The 24,930-nt window shown below is 49.6% G+C and carries 19 protein-coding genes and 2 riboswitches; of the genes, 15 read left to right on the forward strand and 4 right to left on the reverse strand.

Annotated features, from left to right (window positions below):
* Nucleotides 1-13: 13 nt before the first annotated feature.
* A complete protein-coding gene (locus ACIFO6_RS02085) occupies nucleotides 14-895 on the reverse strand; it encodes a helix-turn-helix domain-containing protein (RefSeq protein WP_430037552.1) in 882 nt (293 codons plus the stop codon).
* Nucleotides 896-1,113: 218 nt separating this feature from the next.
* Here ACIFO6_RS02085 and ACIFO6_RS02090 point away from each other — a divergent pair, with 218 nt between their 5' ends.
* From ACIFO6_RS02090 to ptsP, 10 genes are all read left to right on the forward strand, one after another.
* The gene (locus ACIFO6_RS02090) at nucleotides 1,114-2,292 is read left to right on the forward strand and encodes a galactokinase (RefSeq protein WP_430037554.1); all 1,179 of its coding nucleotides are present in this window, start codon (nucleotides 1,114-1,116) and stop codon (nucleotides 2,290-2,292) included.
* 1 nt (nucleotide 2,293) lies between these two features.
* Nucleotides 2,294-3,283 carry a UDP-glucose 4-epimerase GalE gene (gene galE, locus ACIFO6_RS02095; protein WP_137063992.1) on the forward strand — a complete coding sequence of 330 codons (990 nt, stop codon included), beginning with the start codon at nucleotides 2,294-2,296 and terminating at the stop codon, nucleotides 3,281-3,283.
* A gap of 18 nt (nucleotides 3,284-3,301) precedes the next feature.
* The gene (locus ACIFO6_RS02100) at nucleotides 3,302-4,945 is read left to right on the forward strand and encodes a UDP-glucose--hexose-1-phosphate uridylyltransferase (RefSeq protein WP_430037612.1); all 1,644 of its coding nucleotides are present in this window, start codon (nucleotides 3,302-3,304) and stop codon (nucleotides 4,943-4,945) included.
* 187 nt (nucleotides 4,946-5,132) lie between these two features.
* The gene (locus ACIFO6_RS02105; protein WP_430037556.1) at nucleotides 5,133-6,296 is read left to right on the forward strand and encodes an iron-containing alcohol dehydrogenase; all 1,164 of its coding nucleotides are present in this window, start codon (nucleotides 5,133-5,135) and stop codon (nucleotides 6,294-6,296) included.
* 182 nt (nucleotides 6,297-6,478) lie between these two features.
* Nucleotides 6,479-6,994 (forward strand): protease, encoded by a 516-nt coding sequence (locus ACIFO6_RS02110; protein ID WP_430037558.1) that lies wholly within the window; start codon nucleotides 6,479-6,481, stop codon nucleotides 6,992-6,994.
* Nucleotides 6,995-7,042: 48 nt separating this feature from the next.
* The gene (locus ACIFO6_RS02115; RefSeq protein WP_430037615.1) at nucleotides 7,043-8,578 is read left to right on the forward strand and encodes an SPFH domain-containing protein; all 1,536 of its coding nucleotides are present in this window, start codon (nucleotides 7,043-7,045) and stop codon (nucleotides 8,576-8,578) included.
* Nucleotides 8,579-8,771: 193 nt separating this feature from the next.
* A complete protein-coding gene (gene glcT / locus ACIFO6_RS02120) occupies nucleotides 8,772-9,629 on the forward strand; it encodes a glucose PTS transporter transcription antiterminator GlcT (protein ID WP_430037561.1) in 858 nt (285 codons plus the stop codon).
* A gap of 255 nt (nucleotides 9,630-9,884) precedes the next feature.
* Entirely contained in the window at nucleotides 9,885-11,930 is a 2,046-nt protein-coding gene (gene ptsG, locus ACIFO6_RS02125; protein ID WP_430037563.1) for a glucose-specific PTS transporter subunit IIBC, read from the forward strand.
* Between the two features lie 120 nt (nucleotides 11,931-12,050).
* A complete protein-coding gene (locus ACIFO6_RS02130) occupies nucleotides 12,051-12,326 on the forward strand; it encodes an HPr family phosphocarrier protein (protein ID WP_430037565.1) in 276 nt (91 codons plus the stop codon).
* Nucleotides 12,319-14,031, forward strand: coding sequence for a phosphoenolpyruvate--protein phosphotransferase (gene ptsP / locus ACIFO6_RS02135; RefSeq protein ID WP_430037567.1), 1,713 nt, complete (start codon nucleotides 12,319-12,321; stop codon nucleotides 14,029-14,031). The genes ACIFO6_RS02130 and ptsP overlap by 8 nt, the downstream gene beginning before the upstream one ends.
* Nucleotides 14,032-14,148: 117 nt before the next feature.
* On the opposite strand, the gene gcvPB is transcribed toward ptsP, so the two are convergent.
* The 3 genes from gcvPB to gcvT all read right to left on the reverse strand — a co-directional run bounded on the left by gcvPB (nucleotide 14,149) and on the right by gcvT (nucleotide 18,190).
* Entirely contained in the window at nucleotides 14,149-15,618 is a 1,470-nt protein-coding gene (gene gcvPB, locus ACIFO6_RS02140) for an aminomethyl-transferring glycine dehydrogenase subunit GcvPB (RefSeq protein ID WP_430037569.1), read from the reverse strand.
* Entirely contained in the window at nucleotides 15,615-16,970 is a 1,356-nt protein-coding gene (gene gcvPA / locus ACIFO6_RS02145; RefSeq protein WP_430037571.1) for an aminomethyl-transferring glycine dehydrogenase subunit GcvPA, read from the reverse strand. Before gcvPA ends, gcvPB begins: the two co-directional genes overlap by 4 nt.
* Before the next feature lie 119 nt (nucleotides 16,971-17,089).
* On the reverse strand, nucleotides 17,090-18,190 hold the full coding sequence (gene gcvT, locus ACIFO6_RS02150; RefSeq protein WP_430037573.1) for a glycine cleavage system aminomethyltransferase GcvT: 1,101 nt from the start codon (nucleotides 18,188-18,190) through the stop codon (nucleotides 17,090-17,092).
* Between the two features lie 80 nt (nucleotides 18,191-18,270).
* Nucleotides 18,271-18,367, reverse strand: a riboswitch (glycine riboswitch).
* A riboswitch (glycine riboswitch) is annotated at nucleotides 18,368-18,555 on the reverse strand.
* A gap of 300 nt (nucleotides 18,556-18,855) precedes the next feature.
* On the opposite strand from gcvT, the gene gcvH reads away from it, so the two are divergent.
* From gcvH to ACIFO6_RS02175, 5 genes are all read left to right on the forward strand, one after another.
* Nucleotides 18,856-19,251, forward strand: a complete 396-nt coding sequence (gene gcvH, locus ACIFO6_RS02155; protein WP_430037576.1) for a glycine cleavage system protein GcvH — start codon at nucleotides 18,856-18,858, stop codon at nucleotides 19,249-19,251.
* Nucleotides 19,252-19,645: 394 nt separating this feature from the next.
* Nucleotides 19,646-21,124 (forward strand): PTS mannitol transporter subunit IICB, encoded by a 1,479-nt coding sequence (locus tag ACIFO6_RS02160; protein ID WP_430037579.1) that lies wholly within the window; start codon nucleotides 19,646-19,648, stop codon nucleotides 21,122-21,124.
* Between the two features lie 82 nt (nucleotides 21,125-21,206).
* Nucleotides 21,207-23,291, forward strand: coding sequence for a BglG family transcription antiterminator (locus ACIFO6_RS02165; protein ID WP_430037582.1), 2,085 nt, complete (start codon nucleotides 21,207-21,209; stop codon nucleotides 23,289-23,291).
* On the forward strand, nucleotides 23,288-23,722 hold the full coding sequence (locus ACIFO6_RS02170) for a PTS sugar transporter subunit IIA (protein WP_430037585.1): 435 nt from the start codon (nucleotides 23,288-23,290) through the stop codon (nucleotides 23,720-23,722). Before ACIFO6_RS02165 ends, ACIFO6_RS02170 begins: the two co-directional genes overlap by 4 nt.
* A complete protein-coding gene (locus ACIFO6_RS02175; RefSeq protein WP_430037588.1) occupies nucleotides 23,719-24,864 on the forward strand; it encodes a mannitol-1-phosphate 5-dehydrogenase in 1,146 nt (381 codons plus the stop codon). The genes ACIFO6_RS02170 and ACIFO6_RS02175 overlap by 4 nt, the downstream gene beginning before the upstream one ends.
* Nucleotides 24,865-24,930: the final 66 nt, after the last annotated feature.

Here is a 24,930-nt window from a genome sequence, read left to right on the forward strand (position 1 = left end):
CTGGAACTGAGGATCAATCATCAGACGAAACAGGATGCGGATATTGCTGAATCTTGCTTCGATACTGGGTTGGCGACTGACCGCAGAAGCGCTTGAATTGACGCGAGAAATACAAAGCGTCTGTCAATCCCACCGAAGCGGCCACCTGCTCCACCGAAAGCTCGGGACGCTCGCGTAGCAGTTGACGAGACTTGTCAATTCGCAGCTTGAGCAGATAGGTAACAGGAGAGACGCCCGTTTCCTTCTTGAATATACGTGACAAATACGCACGGTTATAACCAAGTCCTTCGGACATTTGTTCAATAGAAACGGGATGCGCATATTGAGTGGACATATATTGGACCATCTGCTTGACCGTCCGCCGAATTTGCGAATCCGCCCCGGTCGGGTCAGACCAGTCGCTTAAATGATTACCCGCTTCCCCCATGATCAGATACAGGTAGCCGAGGGCTGCAAGATGAGAGCTGGATTTTCGGCTGTAAAAGGCCAACTGCATCTGCTCCAAATAGCCGGGGATCAGGCTTTCACTGGAAGCGTGGAAAACAGGCTGGTGCACGCGCAGTCCTGCTTCCTGCACCATGGTTTCGGTATGCTGTCCTGTAAACGCTGACCAGCGATACCGCCACGGCTCCTCCTCATCGGAGGTATAGCTTACGAGCTGACCGGGATGGATCAGGAAAAAATCGTTTTTTTCAAGCTGATATGAGTGCTGCTCTGTTCGGAAGATACCTTTTCCAGATTCTACAAAATGAAGTAGATAGTAATCATAGAGCTTCGGCCCGACGGCATGACCGGATTTGGTTTGGCTCTCGCCGGCAAAAAGCACGTGCAGCGGGCTATTTTCATAAAACACCGGATTGGAGGTCACAGCATAGCTATATGAATGCGTTTGCAAACAGGGTCATCCTTCCTAGATTTGTGAATGGTTTATTAGATACGATATACTTACATTGTACATATCCAAGTCACATTTATCCATAGCTTTAACACATGGATGCATTACATTATTTAACGCTTTCATTTATACTGAGATCATAAGAAGCGCCAGCCTGATTAAGTTTGTAACAGGGAAGTCAGGGGGCCTTAACTAACGGTGATGAGGTGGATGTGGATATGAACACTACTGAAATAAAGAAACGTTTTATCGACAAATATGGTGAAAGCAGCCATGAACTGCGAATATTTCATGCTCCTGGGCGTGTTAACCTGATTGGGGAGCATATCGACTACAACGGTGGTTATGTACTCCCGGCTGCACTGGAATTCGGTACGACGCTGATTCTTCGTGCGCGTAATGATGATGAAATTCATTTTGCTTCGACAAACCTTTCGTATGAAGTATCTATCCCACGCGGAGAAATAGGTAAAAGTAAAACGGATGAGTGGGTGGACTATCCAGTCGGTGTGCTGGTGGAGCTGGCTGAAAAGGGAGTTTATCCGTCTAGCGGATACGACCTGCTCTATCATGGAGAAATACCGAACGGTGCCGGATTATCCTCCTCTGCCTCGATTGAGGTTGTAACGGGATACGCGTTCCTCACTACCGAAAAACAGGAAACGAATACAGTCGAAATTGCTTTATTGTCCCAGCGGGCAGAAAACAATTACGTTGGTGTCAATTGCGGTATTATGGATCAGTTCGCTGTAGCGAACGGTGCGGCTGATCATGCCATTCTGCTGATGTGTGATACGCTGGAATACCGTAAGGTGTCATTCCGTACCGGTGCCTATAAGCTGGTGATCGGCAACACGAATAAGCGCCGCGGGCTGGTGGATTCAGCCTATAACGAGCGCCGTAGCCAATGTGCCGAAGCACTGTCCATTTTGCAGCAGCAGGAGCCGACGCTGGAATACCTCGCTCAGCTGGATGAGGCCCGTTTCGGTGAGCTCCAGCATTATATTGCGGATGAAACGGTACGTAGCCGGGCACAGCATGTGGTAGAGGAAAACGCTCGTGTGCTGGCCTCTGTCGATGCTCTTGCTGCGAATGATCTCGAAGCTTTTGGGCAATTGATGAACGCTTCGCATGATTCATTGCGTGATTTGTATGAGGTTAGCTGCACGGAGCTGGATGTGATGGTCGAGGAAGCACGGCGCATTCCTGGCACGCTGGGTGCGCGTATGACGGGAGCCGGATTTGGGGGCTGTACGGTTTCACTTGTCCATGAGGACGATGTGGAACGGTTTGTGAAGGAAGTCGGCGAAGCTTATCAGACCCGGACAGGGCTGGAAGCCAGCTTTTATGTATGTAAGGCGGGAGACGGAGTTAAAGAACAGAAGGAGGACGAATAACATGGCTATTTTAGTAACAGGCGGAGCTGGATATATTGGTTCACATACGGTAGCAGAGCTGTTGGATCGGGGAGAAGAAGTTGTGGTGCTGGACAATTTGCAGACCGGGCACAAGGCAGCACTGCTCGGAGGCAAGCTGTATGAAGGTGATCTGAGGGATAAAGAACTGCTGTCCAGACTGTTTTCCGAAAACAGTATCGACGCAGTTATCCATTTTGCAGCCAACTCGCTGGTCGGGGAAAGTATGCAAAATCCGGGTAAATATTATGACAACAACGTATTCGGCACGCTGAGCTTACTGGAGGCCATGAAGGATGCCGGTGTACGCAGGATCGTATTTTCCTCCACTGCGGCTACCTATGGTGAACCGGAAAAGGTGCCGATTGAAGAGGGCGACCGTACGGAGCCAACAAATGTGTATGGTGAAACAAAGCTGATGATGGAGCGTATGATGTCGTGGTTTGATAAAGTATTGGGCATCAAATATGTGTCCCTGCGGTACTTTAATGCGGCCGGTGCGCATGAGAGCGGTAAAATCGGTGAGGATCATCGTCCGGAAAGCCATCTGATTCCGCTGGTACTCCAGACTGCACTGAAACAGCGCCCGCACATTGCGGTGTTTGGTGAGGACTACGCTACACCTGACGGAACGTGCATCCGGGATTACATTCATGTGAGCGATCTGGCAGATGCTCATGTGCGTGCAGTGAATTATTTGCGCGAAGGCCATGATAGCAACGTGTTTAATCTGGGCAACGGACAGGGCTTCTCGGTGAAGGAAGTGATCGAGACGGCACGCAAGGTCACTGGACTCGACATTCCGGTCGTTACAGAGCCGCGGCGCTCGGGTGATCCGGCAGTATTGGTTGCCTCTTCTGAAAAGGCACGTTCGGTGCTGGGCTGGAGTCCGGCGCGTACCCAACTGGAGGACATTATTAGCGGAGCTTGGGGCTGGCATCAGTCGCACCCTCAGGGCTACGGCGACGAATAGACGGGAGACGATGACATGATGAGTAAGAGTCAATCCGCAGATAGAGGTCAAGGCCGGGAGCATTCCGGGGATGAGTCCCATGACATCAATGAAACTGTACAGCAAGCCGCTCTGTATGCGATTGAGCAGCTGGTTGCATTCGCACAAAACCGGGGATTGATCGGTCTGCAAGATACAGATTACAGCCGTAATCTGCTGCTGGAGCAGTTCGGGTTTTCGGAGCCTTATTCCGGGGAGGAGGCAGGGGGCATCACAGCCCCCGAGATTCTCCAGCCTGTGCTTAATGTATTGATTGATTATGGGTATGCGATTGGACTTATATCGGAAAACACAGATACGTACCGTGATTTGCTGGATTCCAAAATCATGGGCCTGCTAATGGCAAGACCGTCTGAAGTCATCCGTGACTTTCGCCAAACAGAGGCCGAACAAGGCATTGAGGCAGCGACAGATGCTTTTTATCAACTGTCCATCGACTCGAATTACATCCGAATGGACCGCATTGCCAGCAATGTGTACTGGAATCAACCGACACCTTACGGAGATATGGAAATCACAATTAATCTGTCCAAGCCTGAGAAAAGTCCGAAGGAAATCGCAATGGCGAAGCTTCTTCCGCCGCCAGTTTATCCCAAATGTCAATTATGCCGTGAAAACGTTGGATATGCCGGAAGGGTGAATCATCCGTCTCGCCAAAACCTGCGCATCATTCCGTTGGAATTGAACGGGGAACCATGGTTTTTTCAATATTCGCCCTATGTGTACTACAACGAGCATTGTATTGTGTTCCATCACGATCATGTGCCAATGAAGCTTACCAAGGATACGCTGCGGCGGCTGCTGGCATTTACGAAAGCATTCCCGCACTATTTTATCGGTTCCAATGCTGATCTGCCGATTGTCGGAGGATCTATTCTGACTCACGATCATTTTCAAGGTGGACGTCATACGTTCCCGATTGAAAAAGCGGGTGTGGACTTCTTGTACCGCAATGAAGTCTTTCCGCAGGTCACAGCAGGGATTGTGGACTGGCCAATGTCGGTGATTCGCTTTACATCAACGGATGCCGAAGCGTTGCTGGAGGCGGGGAATGCCGTTTTTGAAGCCTGGAAGGCTTACAGCGATCCCGCAGCCGATGTTCTCTCTCATACGGAGCAGGACGGAGAAGCAGTGCCGCATAATACGGTGACACCGATTGTTCGCCGGGATGCGGAAGGAAGGTACCAGATGGATCTGGTGCTGCGCAACAACCGGACGAGTGATGAGTTCCCGGAAGGTATTTTTCATCCTCATCGCGAGATGCATCATATCAAGAAGGAAAATATCGGTCTGATCGAGGTTATGGGACTTGCGATTTTGCCGGGGCGGCTTAAGGATGAACTGGATGGTATTGCAGATATTTTATGCGGTAACGACGAGTTGGCTGTAGCTATGCAGCAGGAAGGGCATCCGCTATACAAGCATGCGAGCTGGATTTACCAGTTGAACACCCGATTCGGTCGCCTGTCTGACAAGGAGATGGCTGTTCGCACGGTACAAAATGAAGTTGGACTGAAGTTCAGTGAAATTTTGGAGCATGCAGGAGTGTACAAGCGTGATTCGGAAGGTCAGCAAGCGTTTGGACGTTTTATAAAGCAACTGGGTTATACAACAGGGGAATAAAATAAATGTAGACAGCGCATAATACTATGCGAGAACCCTCCCAAGATATGACATGGAACCATGCTCTTTAAGGAGCGTGGTTTTTTTTCTGAAAAGAAGCAAATTTGTTTCCTGTAACTGAGAAGGTTATAATAGAGTAGTTTCTTAACCATAAATTTTAAAAAAATATTGGAGGCGAACGTTTGCGATGAAAGCATTTGAATTTTATAATCCTACTCAATTGATCTTCGGTAAAGGGCAATTAGAGGCTCTCAAGCGTGAAGTTCCTAAATACGGTAAACGTGTACTGCTTGTATATGGAGGCGGCAGTATTAAGCGCAGCGGCTTGTATGATAATGTAATCAGTCTGCTTCAAGAGATTGGAGCAGAGGTAACGGAACTGGCTGGTGTAGAACCCAATCCTCGCTTGTCCACCGTACATAAGGGCGTGGAATTGTGTAAAACACATCAAATCGACCTCGTACTGGCTGTTGGCGGCGGTAGTGTGCTGGATTGCTCCAAAGCGATTGCTGTCGGGGCGAAATATGATGGCGACATGTGGGATTTTGCAGAGCGTAAAGCGGCTCCACAGGGAGCATTGCCTTTAGGTACAGTTCTGACAATGGCAGCTACCGGTTCGGAAATGAACGCAGGTTCTGTCATTACGAACGAAGAAACACAGGAAAAACTGGGCTGGGGCAGCGTATTTGCGTTCCCTGCGTTTTCCATTCTTGATCCGGTGAACACGTATTCTCTGCCACAAAATCAAACGGTGTACGGAATCGTGGATATGATGTCACATACGCTGGAGCATTACTTCCATCTGGAATCTAACACTCCGGTTCAGCTTGGCTGGTGTGAAACGATTTTGCGTACAGTTATGGATGCGGCTCCGGGCCTGGTCAACGATCTGGAAAACTACGAGCTGCGTGAAACGATGATGTACTGTGGTACGATGGCGCTGAACGGCTTCCTGAACATGGGGCTGACAGGTGACTGGGCAACTCATAATATTGAGCACGCGGTGTCTGCTGTTTATGATATTCCACATGGCGGAGGACTGGCGATTTTGTTCCCGAACTGGATGAAGCATAATCTGCATGTGAAGCCTGAACGCTTCAAGCAGCTGGCTGTGAATGTGTTCCATGTAAACCCGGAAGGCAAGAGTGATGAAGAAGTAGCGCTGGAAGGTATTCAGGCGTTGCGTGATTTCTGGAACTCGATTGGTGCGCCAAGCCGTCTGGCTGATTACGACATTGATGATTCCAAAATCGACGTTATGGCAGATAAAGCTGTGAAATTCGGTTCTTTTGGTGGCTTTAACAAGCTGAATCGCGAAGATGTATTGGAAATTTACAAAGTATCTCTGTAATCCAGTCATGTAGTCCTTGGATAATTGCAAGCACGTTTGTGCGTCATTAGACGTATGGACGTGCTTTTTTGGGCTTGATTTGGAATTTTAGAGGAAAATTTTGAAACTTTTTAAGGTTGAATACGTAAACATAGTTATAGGCTGGAAACCAGACTGAACAGGGACATGGAAGGAGGAGCCGCATGGAAACTATATTTTGGTGGTTATTGGCAGGGGGAGCTATCTTTACCGTGGTCAGTGTGTTGATCGGGGATGTACTCGGGGGTTGGCTGGATGGATTGGAGATGCCTAGCCTTGATTGGTTCAGACCCGTCGTTTTACTTGGAGCGATGACCGCTTTTGGCGGGGCGGGTGTGTTGCTGACGAAATATACCGGGTTGAGCATGAGCCGGGTTGTTCTGCTTGCCCTTGCGATTGCGTTTGTGGTTGGAGTGCTCGTGTTTTTCGCGTTTATCAAGCCAGTAGCGAACTCTGAGGTATCCAGCGGCTTCTCGATGCGTGAGCTGACTGGCAAAATCGGTGAGGTCACCGTTCCGGTACCTGAGGTTGGTTACGGGGAGGTTATGATCCGCTTGGGTGCAGGCAACACCATACATACAGCATCGAGCTTTGATCACAAACCGCTGGCTGCGGGAACCCGTATCGTCGTGGTTGAGGTCGCAGAGGGCGTCGTCCACGTAGCGTATCTGGACACATAGACGACGCATTCGCTAAACTTGAAGGGAGCGTGAACGGGAGTGTCAAGTTTGCAGGATATTGTGTTGGTTCCGGGGATTGTCGTCATCGTTATCGTCATATTAGGGATCGCTTTTTGGGCCCGTTACAAAACGGTAGGACCGGATGAAGGGATGATCGTGACGGGTTCATTTTTGGGAAATAAAAATATTTCCGAGGATGATTCCGGTCGCAAAATCAAAATTGTGCGCGGCGGTGGCGCCTTTATATGGCCTATTTTTCAGCAGTCCGAATTTATTTCTTTATTGTCCCACAAGCTGGATGTAACAACACCGGAAGTGTATACGGAGCAAGGAGTTCCCGTGATAGCGGACGGTGTGGCAATCATCAAGGTAGGCAGCTCCATTGAGGATATAGCAACAGCAGCGGAGCAGTTCATCGGGAAGCCGCTGGAGGCCCTTAGGGGAGAGGCTCAGGAAGTGCTGGAGGGCCATTTGCGTGCGATCCTCGGCTCGATGACGGTGGAGGAAGTATACCGTAATCGGGATCGGTTTGCACAGGAAGTACAGGGCGTGGCGGCTCGCGATCTGAAAAAGATGGGGCTGCAAATTGTCTCGTTCACGATTAAAGATGTGCGTGATAAGCACGGATATCTGGATGCGCTCGGTAAGCCGAGAATTGCCGCTGTGAAACGGGATGCAGAAATTGCCGAAGCTGAGGCGGTAAGGGATGCCCGGATTCAAAAGGCGCGTGCGGAACAGGAGGGACAGAAGGCTGAACTTTTGCGTGATACAAACATTGCCGAGGCAGCCAAGGAGAAGGAACTGAAAGTGGCTTCGTTTAAAAAGGAGCAGGATACAGCCAAGGCGGAAGCCGATCAGGCTTATCACATTCAGGAGGCTCGTGCCAAGCAGACTGCTGTCGAAGAGCAGATGAAGGTCGAACTGGTGCGCAAGGAGCGGGAAATTGATCTTCAAACCAAGGAAATTCAGGTGCGTGAAAAGCAATATGATGCGGAAGTAAAGAAGAAGGCAGAAGCGGATCGGTATGCGGTAGAGCAAGCCGCGGAGGCGGATAAATCGCGTAAAATGCGTGAGGCAGAATCACTGCAATACTCGATTGAGACACAGGCTAAAGCGTCAGCTGAACAAAAACGGCTGAATGGGCAAGCGGAAGCGGATGCGGAACGCGCAAAAGGTACGGCGGATGCTGATGTCATCCGTTTACGTGGTCTGGCGGAGGCCGAGGCCAAGGAAAAGCTGGCGGAGGCGTTCCAGAAATTTGGCGAGGCAGCCGTACTCGATATTATCGTGAAAATGCTGCCTGAGCTGGCCGGAAGGATAGCCGAGCCGATTGCGTCCATTGATAAATTAACGGTTGTGGATACAGGCAAGGGAGAAGGAGCAGCGCGTGTCAGTAATTATGTCACAGAGCTAATGGCTACGGCTCCAGAGATGCTCAAGAGTGTGTCCGGTATTGATGTGGAGCAGTTAATTAAGGGGCTGACCACGGGGAAAAAGGGCCTTCATTCCGTACCGTCCTCCGGTGAAACGGATAGGCTGCACATTCATGCCCCGGTTGAGGCTGCGCCGCGGGATAAAGAATAGCCGCAGGGCTTTCAGGAGCAGATACCCCTTAACAGAAAGAACGCTTTTCATCACAGCTTTTCCCGTCTATTGTGATGAAAAGCGTTTTCTTTTTATTGACCTTTAGCGGAATATTTGGTACTTTAACGTGGATTCCTCTGAGCTTCATGCTCTAATTCTTAGGATCAAGGTTCAGATAAAAAGAGGTGCGGATGTGAGCAGCCTACAAGTGGCGAAAGCGCTGAATAACAATGTGATTATCGGGATGCATCCCGAGCATGACGAGGTTGTTGTGATTGGAAAAGGAATCGGTTTCAATCGCAAAAACGGCGATCTTATACCGTTGGATTCAGTTGAAAAATTATTTATATTAAAAAGCCATGAGGAGCAGGAGCAGTACAAGCGATTGCTTCCCGAGCTGGATGAAAAGCTTATTGAGGTCATTGGTGAGGTGCTTCACCATGTTCAGCTTCAAGCGAAGAAGCCTCTGAATGAGCACATATTGATTGCTTTAACCGATCACATCGCCTTTTCCATTAATCGTCATAAACAGGGCATTACGATCCATAATCCGTTTTTGTATGAAACGAGAGAAATTTACCCTCAGGAATACAAGATGGCTGAACAGGCAGTCTCTTTGATCAAGGACAAGATGGGTGTGGATCTGGGAGAAGATGAAATCGGATTCGTAGCTTTGCATATTTACAGTGCGATGACGAATCAGCATATTTCCGAGGTCAGGAAGGATTCCCGATTGATTGCTGATATGGTACAGGTCGTAGAGACTACGCTGGATTATCGCATTCCTCTCCAATCCCTGGATTACTCACGTTTGCTGACTCATCTGAGGTTTGCGATTGAACGTGTACGTCGGGGGGAAATTGTGCAGGAGATTTACCGATTGGACAAGCTTTTGAATGAAGAGTATCCGGAAATGTATATGTTAGCCTGGAAGCTCACGAAGATTATGGAGAAAAGGCTTCGCAAATCCGTATATCCGGCTGAGGTTAGCTATTTGACGATGCATTTACAGCGGTTGTCCCAACGTAAAGAGCAGGGAGAGCAACGTTAGAACAGCTAGAATCGAAAAAAGTATTGCCTCACTTTTGGCAGAATGCTATAATAAATTTCGTAATGAGCAAGACAACAATTGAATATCTAACGTGTTACTGATTCGATCAGGCATGAGTTGTTTTAAGTTATGATTGTTTACAGCCTACCGGGGTAAGCTATATCCCAAGGTTGTATTCAAACATACTTATTCGGCTCATGCCTTTTTTGTTGTTTTGCCTCTGTATTCTAATTTTCAGAGAAGGAAGTGGAACGTATGTTTAAAAAGCTTTTCGGCGTTTTACAGCGTGTCGGCAAAGCTTTAATGCTTCCTGTAGCCATTTTGCCGGCTGCGGGACTATTATTGGGAATCGGCAACATGCTAGTCAATCCCGATTTTCTCCAGTACATTCCGGCATTGAATGCGGGCTGGGTTCAATCGGTAGCGACGATCATGATGAATGCCGGACAAATTGTTTTCGATAATCTGGCACTGTTGTTTGCAGTCGGCGTAGCCGTCGGTCTGGCAGGCGGTGAAGGCGTAGCGGGTTTGGCTGCTATCATCGGTTATCTCGTTATGAATATAACTTTGGGTACAGCTGTAGGTGTTACACCGGGTCTGATTGCTCAAAAAATACCGGGCTATGCGAACGTGTTGGGAATTCCAACGCTGCAAACCGGGGTGTTCGGTGGGATTATCATCGGTATACTGGCCGCAGCCATGTACAATCGATTTTTCAAAATCGAGCTTCCTTCGTATCTGGGCTTTTTCGCGGGTAAGCGCTTCGTTCCGATTGTAACAGCAGTATCTTCGTTGTTGATTGGACTATTGCTGGTTATTGTATGGCCTCCCGTACAATCTGGATTGAACGTCGTGTCTCACTTCATGGTTGATTCCAATCCGACACTGGCCGCTTTCATTTTTGGAGTCATTGAACGCTCACTTATTCCTTTCGGCTTGCATCACATTTGGTATTCACCGTTCTGGTTTGAGTTCGGCGAGTATGTGAACAAGGCAGGTCAAACGATTCATGGTGACCAGCAAATCTTCTTTAACCAGCTTCGTGATGGAGTTACATTGACAGCAAGTACATTCCAAGTGGGTAAATTCCCGTTCATGATGTTCGGTTTGCCAGCCGCAGCGCTCGCAATGTATCATGAAGCAAGACCGGAACACAAAAAATATGTAGCAGGTATTATGGGTTCAGCAGCTTTGACCTCGTTCTTGACAGGGATCACGGAGCCACTGGAATTTTCCTTCCTGTTCGTAGCTCCACTGCTGTTCGCGGTGCATGCTGTGTTTGCAGGGCTGTCGTTTATGACCATGCAAATTTTGAATGTTAAAATAGGTATGACCTTCTCCGGTGGATTTATCGACTTCCTGATCTTCGGGATTATTCCGAATCGTACGTCTTGGTGGTACGTCATCATCGTCGGTCTGATTTTGGCGGTTATTTACTACTTCGGATTCCGATTCATCATACGGAAGTTTAACCTGAAAACACCAGGGCGTGAAGAAGCCACAGAAAATGTTGAAGGAGCCGCAGTCGGTACCACAGACGAGCTTCCAGGCAATATTTTGGCAGCTTTCGGCGGGGCGTCCAATATCAAGCATTTGGATGCTTGTATCACACGTCTTCGTATTGAAGTTAACGAGAAGTCCAACGTTGACAAGGCTCGCCTCAAACAGCTTGGCGCAGCGGGTGTACTCGAAGTCGGCAACAACGTACAAGCCATTTTCGGTACACGTTCCGACACGATTAAAACGCAAATGGCTGATATTATGGCGGGACGCACACTTGTTCCGGACCCGGCTCAACCTGCTCCGCAAGAAGAGAAGGAAGCTGGTGAAGAAAAACAGACCATCATTGTTGAAGATATCGTGATGCCTGTTAACGGAGAATTGGTTGATATTTCGACTGTTCCCGATCAGGTATTTGCAGAACGTATGACAGGAGACGGCTTTGCTGTCGTGCCAAATGATGGAACGATTGTGTCACCTGTATATGGTAAAGTATTCAATGTATTCCCAAGCAAGCATGCCATTGGTATCCAATCTGATGGCGGTAAGGAAGTGCTTGTTCATATCGGGGTAAACACAGTAAAGCTTAAAGGTCAAGGATTTGACGTTTTGGTGAACGAAGGCGATCTTGTGTCAGCCGGTCAGCCTATTATGAAAGTAGACCTGGAATACGTGAAGCTTAATGCAAAATCCATCATCTCACCCGTCATTTTTACCAACCTCCCAGAAGGCTCTTCGGTAACTTTAAACAAAACTGGAGTATTGAAGGCTGGCGAAGATGGTATAATTACGATAAAATAAACTCTATGTGTTTCGGAATCGTGATGAGGCGGCTCAGGTCGCCTCACATCGACCCGGTTTCACTACACGTATACTGCGTGTAAATAAATATTATCCATTAGGAAAGTGGGAGGAACAATTATGCAAACAACTTTTAGAATTACAGATGAAGACGGTATCCATGCACGTCCTGCAACTGCGCTGGTAAATACAGCTAACAAATTCAGCGGTGCTGAATCTTTTGCCGAAGCTAACGGTAAAAAAGTAACTCTGAAATCCATTCTGGGTGTATTGTCTCTTGGTCTGGAACAAGGTGATACCCTCAACATTATCTGTGAAGGCGCTGAAGCTGCTGACGCACTGAAAGCTCTTGAAAATGTAATCGTTAACGAAGGGCTGGGCGAAGTTCATGCTTAAAATTTCCGGGATTGCCGCTTCGGCAGGCATCGCTATTGCCCGGGCGTTTATCTTGGAGCATCCGAATTACGCTGTAGAGAGACGCGCGGTTGGTGATGCTGAAGCTGAAATTGCAAGATTGAATGCGGCTTTAGTAGAATCTCAAAGCGAATTGGAAGCGATTAAGGAAAAAACTTTACAGGAACTGGGCGAGAAAAAAGCAGAAATTTTTGCTTCTCACCTGTTGATTCTGAATGATCCTGAACTGATCGATCCAGTTAAAGCCAAGATCAGAGACGAGCAGCTTAATGCTGACTATGCTCTGAACGAAGTAGCTTCACAGTTTATTTCCATGTTCGAAAACATGAAAAGTGCTTATTTACAAGAACGCGCATCGGACATGCGGGATGTAACCAAGCGGATCCTGAATCACCTGCTTGGTGTTCATTTTGTCAGTCCTGCAGAAATTGCCGAAGAAACGATTGTACTTGCAGAGGATTTGACACCTTCCGACACGGCTCAGCTGAATCGCGAATTTGTTAAAGGCTTTGCAACCAACATCGGCGGACGTACTTCGCACTCGGCTATTATGGCTCGTTCACTTGAAATTCCTGCGGTTGTAGGAACGAAAAATATATTGTCCCAAGCTAAAAGCGGCGATTTGATTATCGTCGACGGTCTGGACGGTCACGTATTTGTGAACCCTTCCGAAGAGATCGTTGCGGAATACCAAGCAAAACAGGTGGCATACGACAAGCAACGCGAAGAGTGGCGCAAGCTGCGCGGCGAAGCTACGGTTTCCGTCGATGGTGTGCACGTCGAGCTGGCAGCTAATATCGGTACGCCTAACGATGTAGCTGGTGTACTGGATAATGGTGGCGAAGGAGTCGGCTTGTATCGTACTGAATTCTTGTACATGGGACGCGATAAGCTTCCATCCGAAGAAGTACAGTACACAGCATACAAAACCGTTCTGGAAAGAATGGAAGGCAAACCGGTTGTAGTCCGCACGTTGGACATCGGTGGCGACAAAGAGCTTCCTTATCTGGATCTGCCGAAAGAAATGAATCCGTTCCTCGGATTCCGTGCTATTCGTCTGTGTCTGGATCGTCAGGATATTTTCCGTACTCAATTGCGTGCTTTGCTGCGGGCAAGTGTACATGGTAACCTGCGGATCATGTTCCCGATGATTGCTACGCTGAATGAATTCCGTGAATCCAAAGCTGTGTTGCTGGAGGAAAAGGAAAAGCTGGTAGCCGAGGGTGTAGCCGTATCTGAAGAAATTCAGTTGGGCATCATGGTAGAAATTCCTTCTACAGCGGTATTGGCTGACCAATTCGCAAAAGAAGTTGATTTCTTCAGTATCGGTACGAACGATCTGATTCAGTACACGATGGCAGCGGATCGCATGAACGAACGGGTATCTTATTTGTATCAACCATATAACCCATCCATTCTGCGTCTAGTGAAAATGGTTATTGATGCCGCTCACCGTGAAGGACGCTGGGTTGGTATGTGCGGTGAAATGGCAGGGGATACAACAGCAATTCCATTGCTGTTGGGTCTGGGACTCGATGAGTTCAGCATGAGTGCCACTTCCATTCTGCCAGCACGCAGTCAAATTTCGAAATTGTCCCGCGCGGACATGGAGAAACTGGCTGCAAAAGCTTTGGACATGCAAACAGCCGAGCAGGTTGTTGAATTGGTTCAAAGCATTGAAGGCTAAGGAAGGGTATCACCTTTTCAAGGTATATCTTTTTCCAACAAAAATGGCTGTCTACATACAGCGGCCGGTATCTAACAGATACCGGCTTTTTTGTATGCCCAAAATTGGAGTTTGCTTTTAGCTGCATGAGCAATTCAATATTGGCTTGCGAGCTGCAGTTGCTTCGTCCAGTCGCGTGACTGGAGTGGTATATGGAGCATTCAGCACCAATTCAGGCGTTTCCTCCGCTTCCCGCGCAATTTGGATCATGGTGTCAATGAAGGCATCAAGCGTCTCCTTGCTTTCCGTTTCTGTCGGCTCGATCATGATACATTCCTCTACATTCAGCGGGAAATAAATCGTAGGCGGATGGTAGCCGAAATCGAGCAATCGCTTGGCAACATCAAGTGTACGCACTCCGAATTTCTTTAAGGCGCGCCCGGACATCACAAATTCGTGCTTGCAATATCCCGGATAAGGGATGTCAAAATACGGAGCCAGCCGATGCATCATATAATTGGCATTAAGTACGGCACATTCGGATACCCGCTTCAAGCCGTCAGGACCATAGCTGCGGATATAGGCATAGGCACGGACGAGAATGCCGAAATTGCCGTAAAAGGCTTTGACCCGTCCGATAGAATCTCCCTGTTCTAGGTCCCAATGGTACATTCCCTGTGGATCACGCACAACAAGCGGCTTGGGCAAATACGGAATGAGCCGCTGCTTTACCCCGACAGGTCCCGCGCCAGGCCCGCCTCCGCCATGTGGGGTACTCATCGTTTTGTGCAAATTGAGATGCACCACGTCAAAGCCCATATCCCCGGGGCGGGTGATCCCCATAATGGCGTTGGAGTTCGCGCCGTCATAGTAGAGCAGGCCACCCGCTTCATGCACAATCGCGGCAATGTCAGCGATTTGCTTCTCGAACAGCCCGAGCGTGTTCGGGTTGGTCAGCATAAGCGCAGCGGTGTCGTTGCCTACGGCTTGACGCAGCGCGTCCAGATCCACCAGCCCCTGCGGTGTGGAGGGGAGGGTGACCGTTTCGAAGCCTGCCACAGTGGCGCTGGCGGGGTTCGTTCCGTGCGAGGAATCCGGCACGAGCACCTTGGTACGCCGCTCACCACGCGCTTCGTGGTAGGAGCGGATCATCATTAGCCCGGTCCATTCGCCATGGGCGCCCGCGGCGGGCTGAAGGGTGACGGCATCCATGCCGGTTAACGCGGCCAGATCGTTTTGAAGCGTATGGAGCAGCGCCATGGCGCCCTGGATGCTGTCCTCCGGCTGGTACGGATGGATTTTGGCGAAGCCTGCATAACGGGCGACATCCTCGTTCACCTTGGGGTTGTATTTCATCGTACAGGAGCCGAGGGGATAAAATCCGTTGTCCACGCCAAAATTACGCCGTGACAGTGCTGTATAATGTCGAATAACGTCTACTTCGTATACCTCGGGCAATGCCGCAGGCTCGCTGCGCTGCGCATAATCCGGCAAAAGCTCTGCCACCGGACGCCGGGGAACATCGCATTCAGGCAGTGAATAGGCGATACGGCCGGGTCTGCTCAATTCCAAAATGAGCGCCTGATCTTGTCCTGTAGTATGCGTCATAGCAATCCCCCCAAGATGTGTACGAATTGATCGATCTCTTCCTTTGTTCGTTGCTCTGTCACGGCAATCAGGATGTGACCCGCATATTCCTCATAATTCTGGCCCAAATCGTAGCCGCCGATAAATCCGGCGGCAAGCAATTCGGCTTGCAGTTTATTTATATCCGTACTCTCAGGTAACCGCAGGGCAAACTCGTTAAAGGTGGGTGCGGTAAAGGAGGCGGTTATGCCCTTCAATCCAAGTAATTGCTCCAATGCGTAGCGGCTTTTGTGCAGGTTTAGCGCGGCTACTTCCGCGATGCCCTGTCTACCCATGACGGACAAATACACTGAGGCAGATAAAGCGAGCAGTGCCTGATTGGAGCATATATTAGAGGTGGCCTTTTCCCGGCGGATATGCTGTTCCCGTGCCTGCAAGGTCAGCACGAAGCCACGTTTGCCGTTACGGTCTGTGGTCTGGCCCACAATACGGCCGGGGATACGGCGCATATGAGCCTGAGAAACGGCAAAGTAGCCGCAGGTCGGGCCGCCGAGGGAGGAGGAGATGCCAAGCGGCTGCGCGTCTCCTACGACAATATCCGCACCCTGCTTGTCGGGTGCTTCCAGCAGGCCTAACGCCAGCGGATTGGCGCTGACGACCATAAGACCCTTGTGCGCATGGATCAGGTCAGCCATCGGCTTCAGATTTTCTACGGCCCCGAAAAAATTAGGGCTTTGGACCAAAACAGCCGCCGTCTGTTCCGATATGGCTGTCGCTAATGCTTTCATGTCGGTTACACCATCTGCACAGCCGATTTCCACGATATCCAAATCCAGCCCGCGCGCATAGGCGGCTAGCACCTGGCGTGCCTCTGGATGGACGGTCCGCGATACGATGAGCTGCTTGCGGCGGGTGGCAGCGGCGGCCAATGAGCCTGCTTCTGCCAGCGCAGTCGCTCCATCATACATACTGGCATTGGCTACAGCCATGCCTGTTAATTCGCATATATACGATTGGAATTCGAAGATGGCTTGCAGCTCGCCCTGGCTTACCTCCGGTTGATAGGGAGTGTAGGCCGTATAAAATTCCGAGCGTGAAGTGATATGCTGGATAACGGATGGAATATGATGATCGTAAATCCCTGCGCCGAGAAAGCTGGCGTGCGTGTCTGTATTGGCATTTTGCCCGGCCAGTCCTGATAAGTGGCGGGTTAAGGCTCTTTCGTCTAACCGAGAAGACAGGGGCAGCTCCCCCTTATACCGGATCGCCTCAGGAATATCGCTGAATAAATCGTCGATAGACGATGCGCCGACCGCGCGTAGCATTTCGGCTTGATCCTGTTCAGTCATGGGAAGATAGCGATGCTGTTTCATTGGGTCTGGCTCCTTTCAACCAACAAAATCGTAAAAACGTAGAACGATTAACAAATGATTAATAAACGATTGCGAACGGGGCAGCGTTAGTAATGGATCACGATAGTTATAGTATTAAATCAGCGTGGACGTTTATAAAAGGGCGCTGCTACCACCTCGGCGCGCAGGCGCTTGCCACGAATCTCGACCTCCAACGGTGTGGATAGGGAACTGAAACGACTGTCCACTAGAGCCAAACCCAGATTACGCTTTAAGGTGGGCGACTGGGTTCCCGTTGTGACCTCGCCAATGTGCTGTCCTTCCGCAAAAACGGGATAATGGGCACGTGGGATGCCGCGGTCGAGCATTTCCAGTCCGATCAGCTTGCGTGGAATACCTTGTTCTTTCTGACGTTGCAGGGCCTCTCTCCCGATAAAATCCCCCTTATTCAGCTTGACGAAGAAGCCTAAACCAGCTTCCAGTGGGGAAATGGTAGCGGACAACTCCTGTCCGTACAGCGGCAGCCGTGCCTCGAAGCGCAGCGTATCCCTGGCCCCAAGTCCGGCGGGAACCAGACCATGCGGCTCACCGATGCGAAGCAATCCGTCCCACACTGCCGGTGCATCCACAGCGGGCACATAAAATTCAAAACCGTCTTCACCCGTGTACCCGGTGCGGGAGACGAGCGCTTTTGCCCCGAACAATTGCACATCCTCACGGAATCGGAAGGATGCCAGATTCGTAATGTCCACGTCTGTCACGGCTGCGGTAATACGAGCAGCTTCAGGTCCTTGCAACGCCAGCAGTGCTAACGCATCTGATACGTTTTCCAGATGAACGGATGCAGGAGCATGGCGAAGCAGCCAATCCCAATCCTTGTCGATATTGGAGGCATTCACAACGAGCATGTAACGCTCCGACCCTTTACAGTAAACAAGCAGGTCGTCTACTACACCTCCATCCGGGTAACACAGGAGAGAGTATTGGGCCTGACCTGGCTCCAACTGACTGACATCGTTCGTCGTCACCTGTTGCAGAAATGCTTCGGCTTCCTGGCCTTCGACCAAGAATTCACCCATATGCGATACATCGAACATTCCCGCACGTTGTCGGACGGCCTCATGCTCCTTTTGAATGCCACTGAACTGTACAGGCAGCTCCCAGCCGCCAAAATCAATGCAACGAACCCCCGGCAGCGTGCCGTAGGAGGAATACAGCGGCGTTTTTCGCAAGTTAGTCATTTTTTCACTCCTATCCAGTGTGATCAGCTAAACAAAAAAGACAGGCCGAAAAAAACGTATGGACCGCAGTCCACACACTTTTTTTCAGCTCTGTCCTTGATACCTGAGAGTTACCCCGGTGCGTACCAGGTTTCCCCTTGGGTGATCCGCCTGTATGGCGAATGCTCTCCAGAGATGCGTCCGGCAGAGGTCCTTTTGCCTGAGAGATTCACCTGCGGTGCAGGTTTACTCCTTCGGCGCTGCCCTTGGATCAGCTAAACGTCATCCGGCCCTGCCGGTAACAGCTTGATTCCACTCGCTGGCTACCTTGTTTTCACAGGCGGCAACAGCTAGCGAGTTTTGGCAGTCTCTCCCTCCACGTTCATCCGCGTTTACAGTTATCGGGTATTTCCAAAAGCACTTGTTATAACCCATTAATACGCAAATTTATTCGAAATGTCAACAAAAATGTCATGAAAAACATTATTAAAAACATTTTATTCATAAATAAGGTTATGTAAGCGTTTGTTATATCCTGTCGTATTTTTAGTTAGAACGATATATGGAGAAATGTGAAATATTTTTGTTAGTATTATTGACATGAGAGTTCTTGTTGTCATAATCTTAACCTGTCACAGACGGGTAGGCGAAACGATGTAATCCATATGGAAGCGAGGCGGAGCAGGATGAGTGAAGTGAAGCAGCAATTGTGGTACACAGAGGAACACGAGTGGGTTCAGCGCACAGAGGATGGAACGGTACGAATCGGTATTACGGACTTTGCACAGCATCAACTGGGGGATATCGTTTTTGTGGAGCTGCCTGGGGAGGGAGCAACGATTGAGCAGGGGGCAGAGATTGGTACTATTGAATCGGTAAAGACAGTATCCGACCTGTTCGCTCCGGTGACGGGAACGGTGTTGAAGGTGAATGAAGCGCTGGAAAGCACGCCTGAGCTGGTGAACGAGTCTCCCTATGAAAAAGGCTGGATGATCGAAGTGGAGCTTGGAGAAGATGTAGAGAAAGCACTAAGCAAGCTGCTGTCTGCGGATCAGTACGAGCAATTGACTGCCAATGAGTAATAATGGGGCAAATTAGGTTGGATAACTGAATAAGAGTGGCGTTTGTCCGCTCTGTTTTGTATAAAAATAGTCGCGATGATTGGGCATAGCGGCTATTTTTTGCTGTCTTTTTTGGAAAGCGTAATTACGTTCTTTTATCTTTTTTAGAGGATAGATCTCATACATAAATTGTACTGATGACAGGATGGTTTTTCGACTAAACACTCATGTTACAGGCCATATTAAGAGGAATTATGCAGAAGGATTTCGCGCCTGTTTACCTTAAATTTAAATGTTGTCATCAATGTTCATGACGAAAGTACGTTTTCATTTCGTTGATGAAGATAGCGTTGTCATTTAGTATGAATTTTAAGAAAAGGTAGTGATGCTTTTTACCTATAAGGAGGATATGAATATGAGCACAGTGGACGCAAAGTCCAATTCAAACGGAGGCGCGCGCGTTGCCGTACAGCGTTTTGGCCGTTTTCTCAGTGGTATGGTTATGCCCAATATGGGGGCCTTTATCGCGTGGGGATTGATCACGGCACTCTTTATTCCGACCGGATGGTTTCCGAATGAGGGTTTTGCACAACTGGTTGATCCGATGAAAAATTATTTGCTGCCACTGCTGATCGGTTATACGGGTGGCACCATGATTCACGGACAGCGCGGAGGTGTGATCGGGGCCATTATGACGATGGGTGTCATTGTCGGGGCGGACATTCCGATGTTCCTCGGCGCGATGGTAGCGGGTCCGCTGGCTGCATGGATATTGAAGAAATTCGACAAAGCGATTGACGGCAAAGTTAAATCAGGGTTTGAAATGCTGGTCAATAACTTCTCAGCAGGGATTATCGGGGCGATTTTAGCGTTGCTTGCCCATGTGGCAATCGGACCGTTTGTACAAATTATCAGTCAAGTGTTGTCAGCAGGGGTACAGTTCCTCGTGAACGCAGGGCTTTTGCCGCTCGTCAACCTCATTATTGAGCCCGGAAAAGTGTTATTTCTAAACAACGCACTGAACCACGGAGTATTGAGTCCGATTGCGCTGGAGGAGGCTTCAAGAACAGGCAAATCCGTTTTGTTCATGCTTGAATCCAACCCTGGACCGGGGCTCGGTATTTTGCTGGCCTATTGCCTGTTTGGTAAAGGTTCTGCGAAGTCGTCGGCTCCCGGCGCGGTCATCATTCACTTTTTCGGCGGGATTCATGAAATTTATTTCCCTTATATTTTGATGAAGCCGATTCTGATTCTTGCTGCTATAGCAGGGGGCATGGTGGGAACGTTCTGTTTCATGCTGACAGGTGCCGGACTGGTTGCAGCTCCTTCACCGGGTAGTATCATCGCTTATTTCCTGATGACGCCAAAAGGCGGATATTTGCCAATGCTGAGCGGTGTGATTGCTGCTGCGGTCGTATCGTTTGCTGTGGCTGCGGTATTACTCAAGACAGGTAAGCAAAAAGGAGAGGGGCTTGAGGAAGCGGCATCCCGTATGAAGGATATGAAGACTCAAAGCAAAGGTGCAAGCGAAAACGCCGCTGTAACGGAAGATAACCGCGAAGCTGATCTTGCTGCCAAGATTGCCGAAGTTCAAACGGTCAAGGATAAATCAGATGTCAACAAGATCGTCTTTTCCTGTGATGCAGGTATGGGCTCAAGCGCTATGGGCGCCTCGATTTTACGCAAAAAAATGAAGCAGGCGGGTGTGGATGTTACGGTAACAAACACGGCAATCAGTGAGATTCCGCAGGATACGGATATTGTCATTACGCAAAAAACGTTGACAGACCGGGCTAAAACGGTAGCTCCCAATGCTGAGCACATTTCTATTGACAATTTCCTGAAAAGTCCTGAATACGAAGCGCTGGTGGAACGTCTGAAATCCGATTCTTAATCCCCTGTAGTAGTCAGGCCGCCTGTGTGCAGTAGGTATGTTCTGCGGAAGGGATGAGCTTGGGAAGGAACGGTATGCGTTTATGAATATTACGAAACGACAACGTGACATCGTGGAATATCTTCTGGAGCAGTCCCAAGAGGTAACAGCCGGGGAAATTGCCACGAAGATTAATGTCAGCACAAGGACGGTTCACCGGGAGCTCAGTGCAGTCGAGCATTGGTTAGCGGCTCATGCGGTAAAGCTGGAGAAAAAATCAGGGATTGGTATCTATGTGGATGCCGACCCGGCTCAGCTTGTATGTCTGCGGGAGCAATTGATGCATACGAAGTCGGACGAATATTCGGCTGAGGAAAGAAAGATCGTGGTTCTCTGTATGCTGCTGGATACACAGGAGCCGATCAAGCTGCTGGCGCTGGCTGCTGATTTGAAGGTCGCAGTAACTACGGTCAGTCATGATCTGGACGAATTGCAAGGCTGGATCGTGGAACGGGGACTCGTGCTTGTGCGCAGACGCGGGTACGGCGTCGAGATTACAGGCCGGGAGACGGACAAAAGACGGGCGATTTCCGAGCTGGCTCTAGAGTATTTGGATGAATCGGATCTGTTTTCCAGCCGGGAGGAGCTTCGTCCTGTGACACGTGTCGCTGACAAGTTGCTGGAGATGATTGGCAGAGAGAACCTGCTGACCGTGGAAAATTCCCTCTGGCAGCCCCATGAGAAATGGCTGAAAAACAGGGTGGAAAGCAAATATATGGAGCTGTTGATTCAAATTTGCGTTTCGCTGGCACGTCTGCGGCTCGGATACGTTGTGGATCATCGTCTCTCGTATTCCAAAACAGATTCGGATGAGAATATCATGCTGCGCACAGCTATGGTGGAACGCATATGCACGGAATTGTCAGAGGCGCTGGATATTGATTTTCCAGAGCCGGAACGATCTTATTTCAGACTGCTGTTCCGTGATGCCGAGGATCATTCTACCCGGCTGCTGCCGCTGGATGATCTCGTACTGCTGGAGTCGGTTCATGAGTTGATTCGTCGTGTAGAGGAAGAGACAGACACGCCATTGGCAGAGGATCGTGTTCTGCGTGAAGGACTGATTGCCCATATGGCTCCGGTACTCAAACGTTTGAAGGAAGGCAGATCCATCCGTAATCCCCTGCTCCAGCAAATCCGCAAGGATTACGGCAGCTTGTTCGACTCGGTGAAGAAGGCTGCGGCGGACATGACAGAAATGGAAGTGCCGGATGAAGAGATCGGATTTCTCGTCATGCATTTCGGCGCTTCGCTGGAGCGGCTGCGACAATTGCGGCGGGAGGTGCGGGCCATCGTCGTCTGCACGAGCGGCATTGGATCATCCAGGCTGCTGGCAACAAGGCTCGCCAAGGAGCTGCCACAGATCAAAATCGTGGATAGGGCCTCATGGTACGAGGCGGCGCGGATTCCTAAAGAGGATTATGATCTGATCATTTCGACGGTGGAGCTACCGCTGGAACCAGATCGCTATCTCAAGATCAGCCCGCTGCTGACGCAGGAGGAGAGTGACCGTCTGCGACATTTTATCCAGCATATTACACTCAAGGATCCCAATGATCAGCAGCAGGAGCAGGCCGTCCAGCCCGGTCAGGGCATGGAGTGGCTCACCGGGCTGCGAAAAAGTCTCGAGGAAATTGTACACATTGTACAGCAATTTCAAGTGTATACGCTGGAAAATCAGGGGATGGATATGCAGGCTACCGTACAGGCTATCTGCATGCTGGAGGCGGGACAGGGGAACGTTACAGAGCCTTCTGCCATTGCTGCACAGCTCATGGAAAGAGAACGCCAGGGGAGTCAGGTTATTCCTGATACCTCCATTGCTTTGTTTCATACGCGTAGCCACTATATTCGCCAGCCTTCGCCTTCGCTTACGCTGTATAAGCTGGCAGAGCCGCTGCTGGCGGATGCAGGCGAACAGGTAGATTGCGTGCTGCTTATGTTGGGACCTCGCGAGCTGCTGAGAGAAAGCTTGGAGGTATTGAGCGAGATTAGTGCATTACTACTTCGGGAAGACATGGTTACGCTACTGAAACACGGTAGCCGTGAGCATATCGCCAATTATATATCGAGTGAACTGGCTGAATTTTTTCACAGTAAATTAGGGACAGGGAGGAACCTACCGTGAGCATTATGACGATAGACAAAGTAAAAATGAACACAACCGCCAAAGACAAATACGAGGCGATTCGCATGGCCGGACAAATCCTGCTGGATGCCGGACATATTACAGGTGAGTACATTGACAAGATGCTGGAACGCGAGGAGATCGTGTCTACCTATATCGGGAACGGGTTGGCTATTCCACACGGCACGAAGGAATCCAAGACGTTCATTCAATCGACTGGCATCTCGATCATTCAGTTCCCGCAAGGTGTGGATTTTGGGGAAGAAAAAGCATACATGGTGATCGGCATCGCAGCACAAGGCGGCGATCATATGGAGATTTTGACGAGTATCGCTGTGGTGTGTGCCGAGGAAGAAAACATGGATAAACTTCGCAACGCGGTGACCCCTCAGGAAATTATCGATTTGTTTGAAAGTGAGATGGAGCTATGAGAGCCGTCCACTTTGGAGCAGGAAATATCGGTCGTGGCTTTATCGGATTGATTCTGTCGCGGGCAGGTTATGAGGTTGTCTTTTCGGATGTTAACGACACTCTTGTATCCGAGTTACGCCGGCGCAAGCAATACACTGTAGAGTTGGCGAATGATACCAAGGATATGGAGATGGTCACGAATGTAACCGCGATTGACGGCAAAGATGCAGGGGCTGTAGCGGATGCGGTAGACCAAGCTGATTTGGTAACGACCGCAGTGGGTGTCAGCATCCTCAAGCATATTGCAGCAGGCATTGCCGAGGGAATTAAGCGGCGGGTAGAACGCGGGGCAGCGCCGCTACATGTGATTGCCTGCGAAAATGCAATTGGAGGCAGCGCCCAACTGAAAGAGCATGTTTTTGCGCTATTGGATGAGGCGACTCGTGCCAAGGCGGAGGCTTCGGTTTATTTTCCGAATGCTGCGGTAGACCGGATTGTGCCGATCCAGCATCATGAGGACCCGTTGCATGTGCAGGTAGAGCCTTTTTACGAGTGGGTGGTGGATCGTTCGCAAATGGCTTCTGACCATAAAGAGATCGAAGGCATCCTTTACGTGCAGGAGCTGGAGCCTTACATTGAACGCAAGCTGTTCACGGTGAATACGGGGCATTGTGTGGCGGCCTATATTGGTTATAACGCGGGTTATGCTACCATTCAGGAAGCCATGAAGGATCACAAGGTGGTGGATTCGATACAAGGGGCACTGGAGGAAACAGGGGCAGTGCTTGTGAAGCGCTTCGGTTTGGATCAGGGGGAGCATAAGAAGTACATCTCCAAAATTTTGGATCGCTTCCGCAACCCTAATCTGACAGACGAGGTCACTCGGGTCGGACGTTCACCGTTGCGGAAGCTGTCTCCCAATGACCGTCTTGTACGTCCGGCACTGCAAGCGGAGGAGTATGGCATCTTAACGGATCATCTGGCGCTAGGAATGGCTGCTGCCTGTAAATTTGATATTGCGGAGGACCCTGAGGCAGTCGAGCTTCAGCAGGTGATCCGCAGCGAAGGACTGGGTGTGGCGCTGACACGCTATACATCCATACCCGCACACCACCCGCTACATCGGCAGGTATTGGAGCAATATGATATTATAAATTCATAAAACAACGTAATATCGCGCATTATTTTCCATAATCCTCTTGAAGCCAATACATCTACACCAACACCC

Source organism: Paenibacillus sp. NRS-1781 (assembly GCF_050467745.1).
Classification (GTDB): domain Bacteria; phylum Bacillota; class Bacilli; order Paenibacillales; family Paenibacillaceae; genus Paenibacillus; species Paenibacillus terrae_A.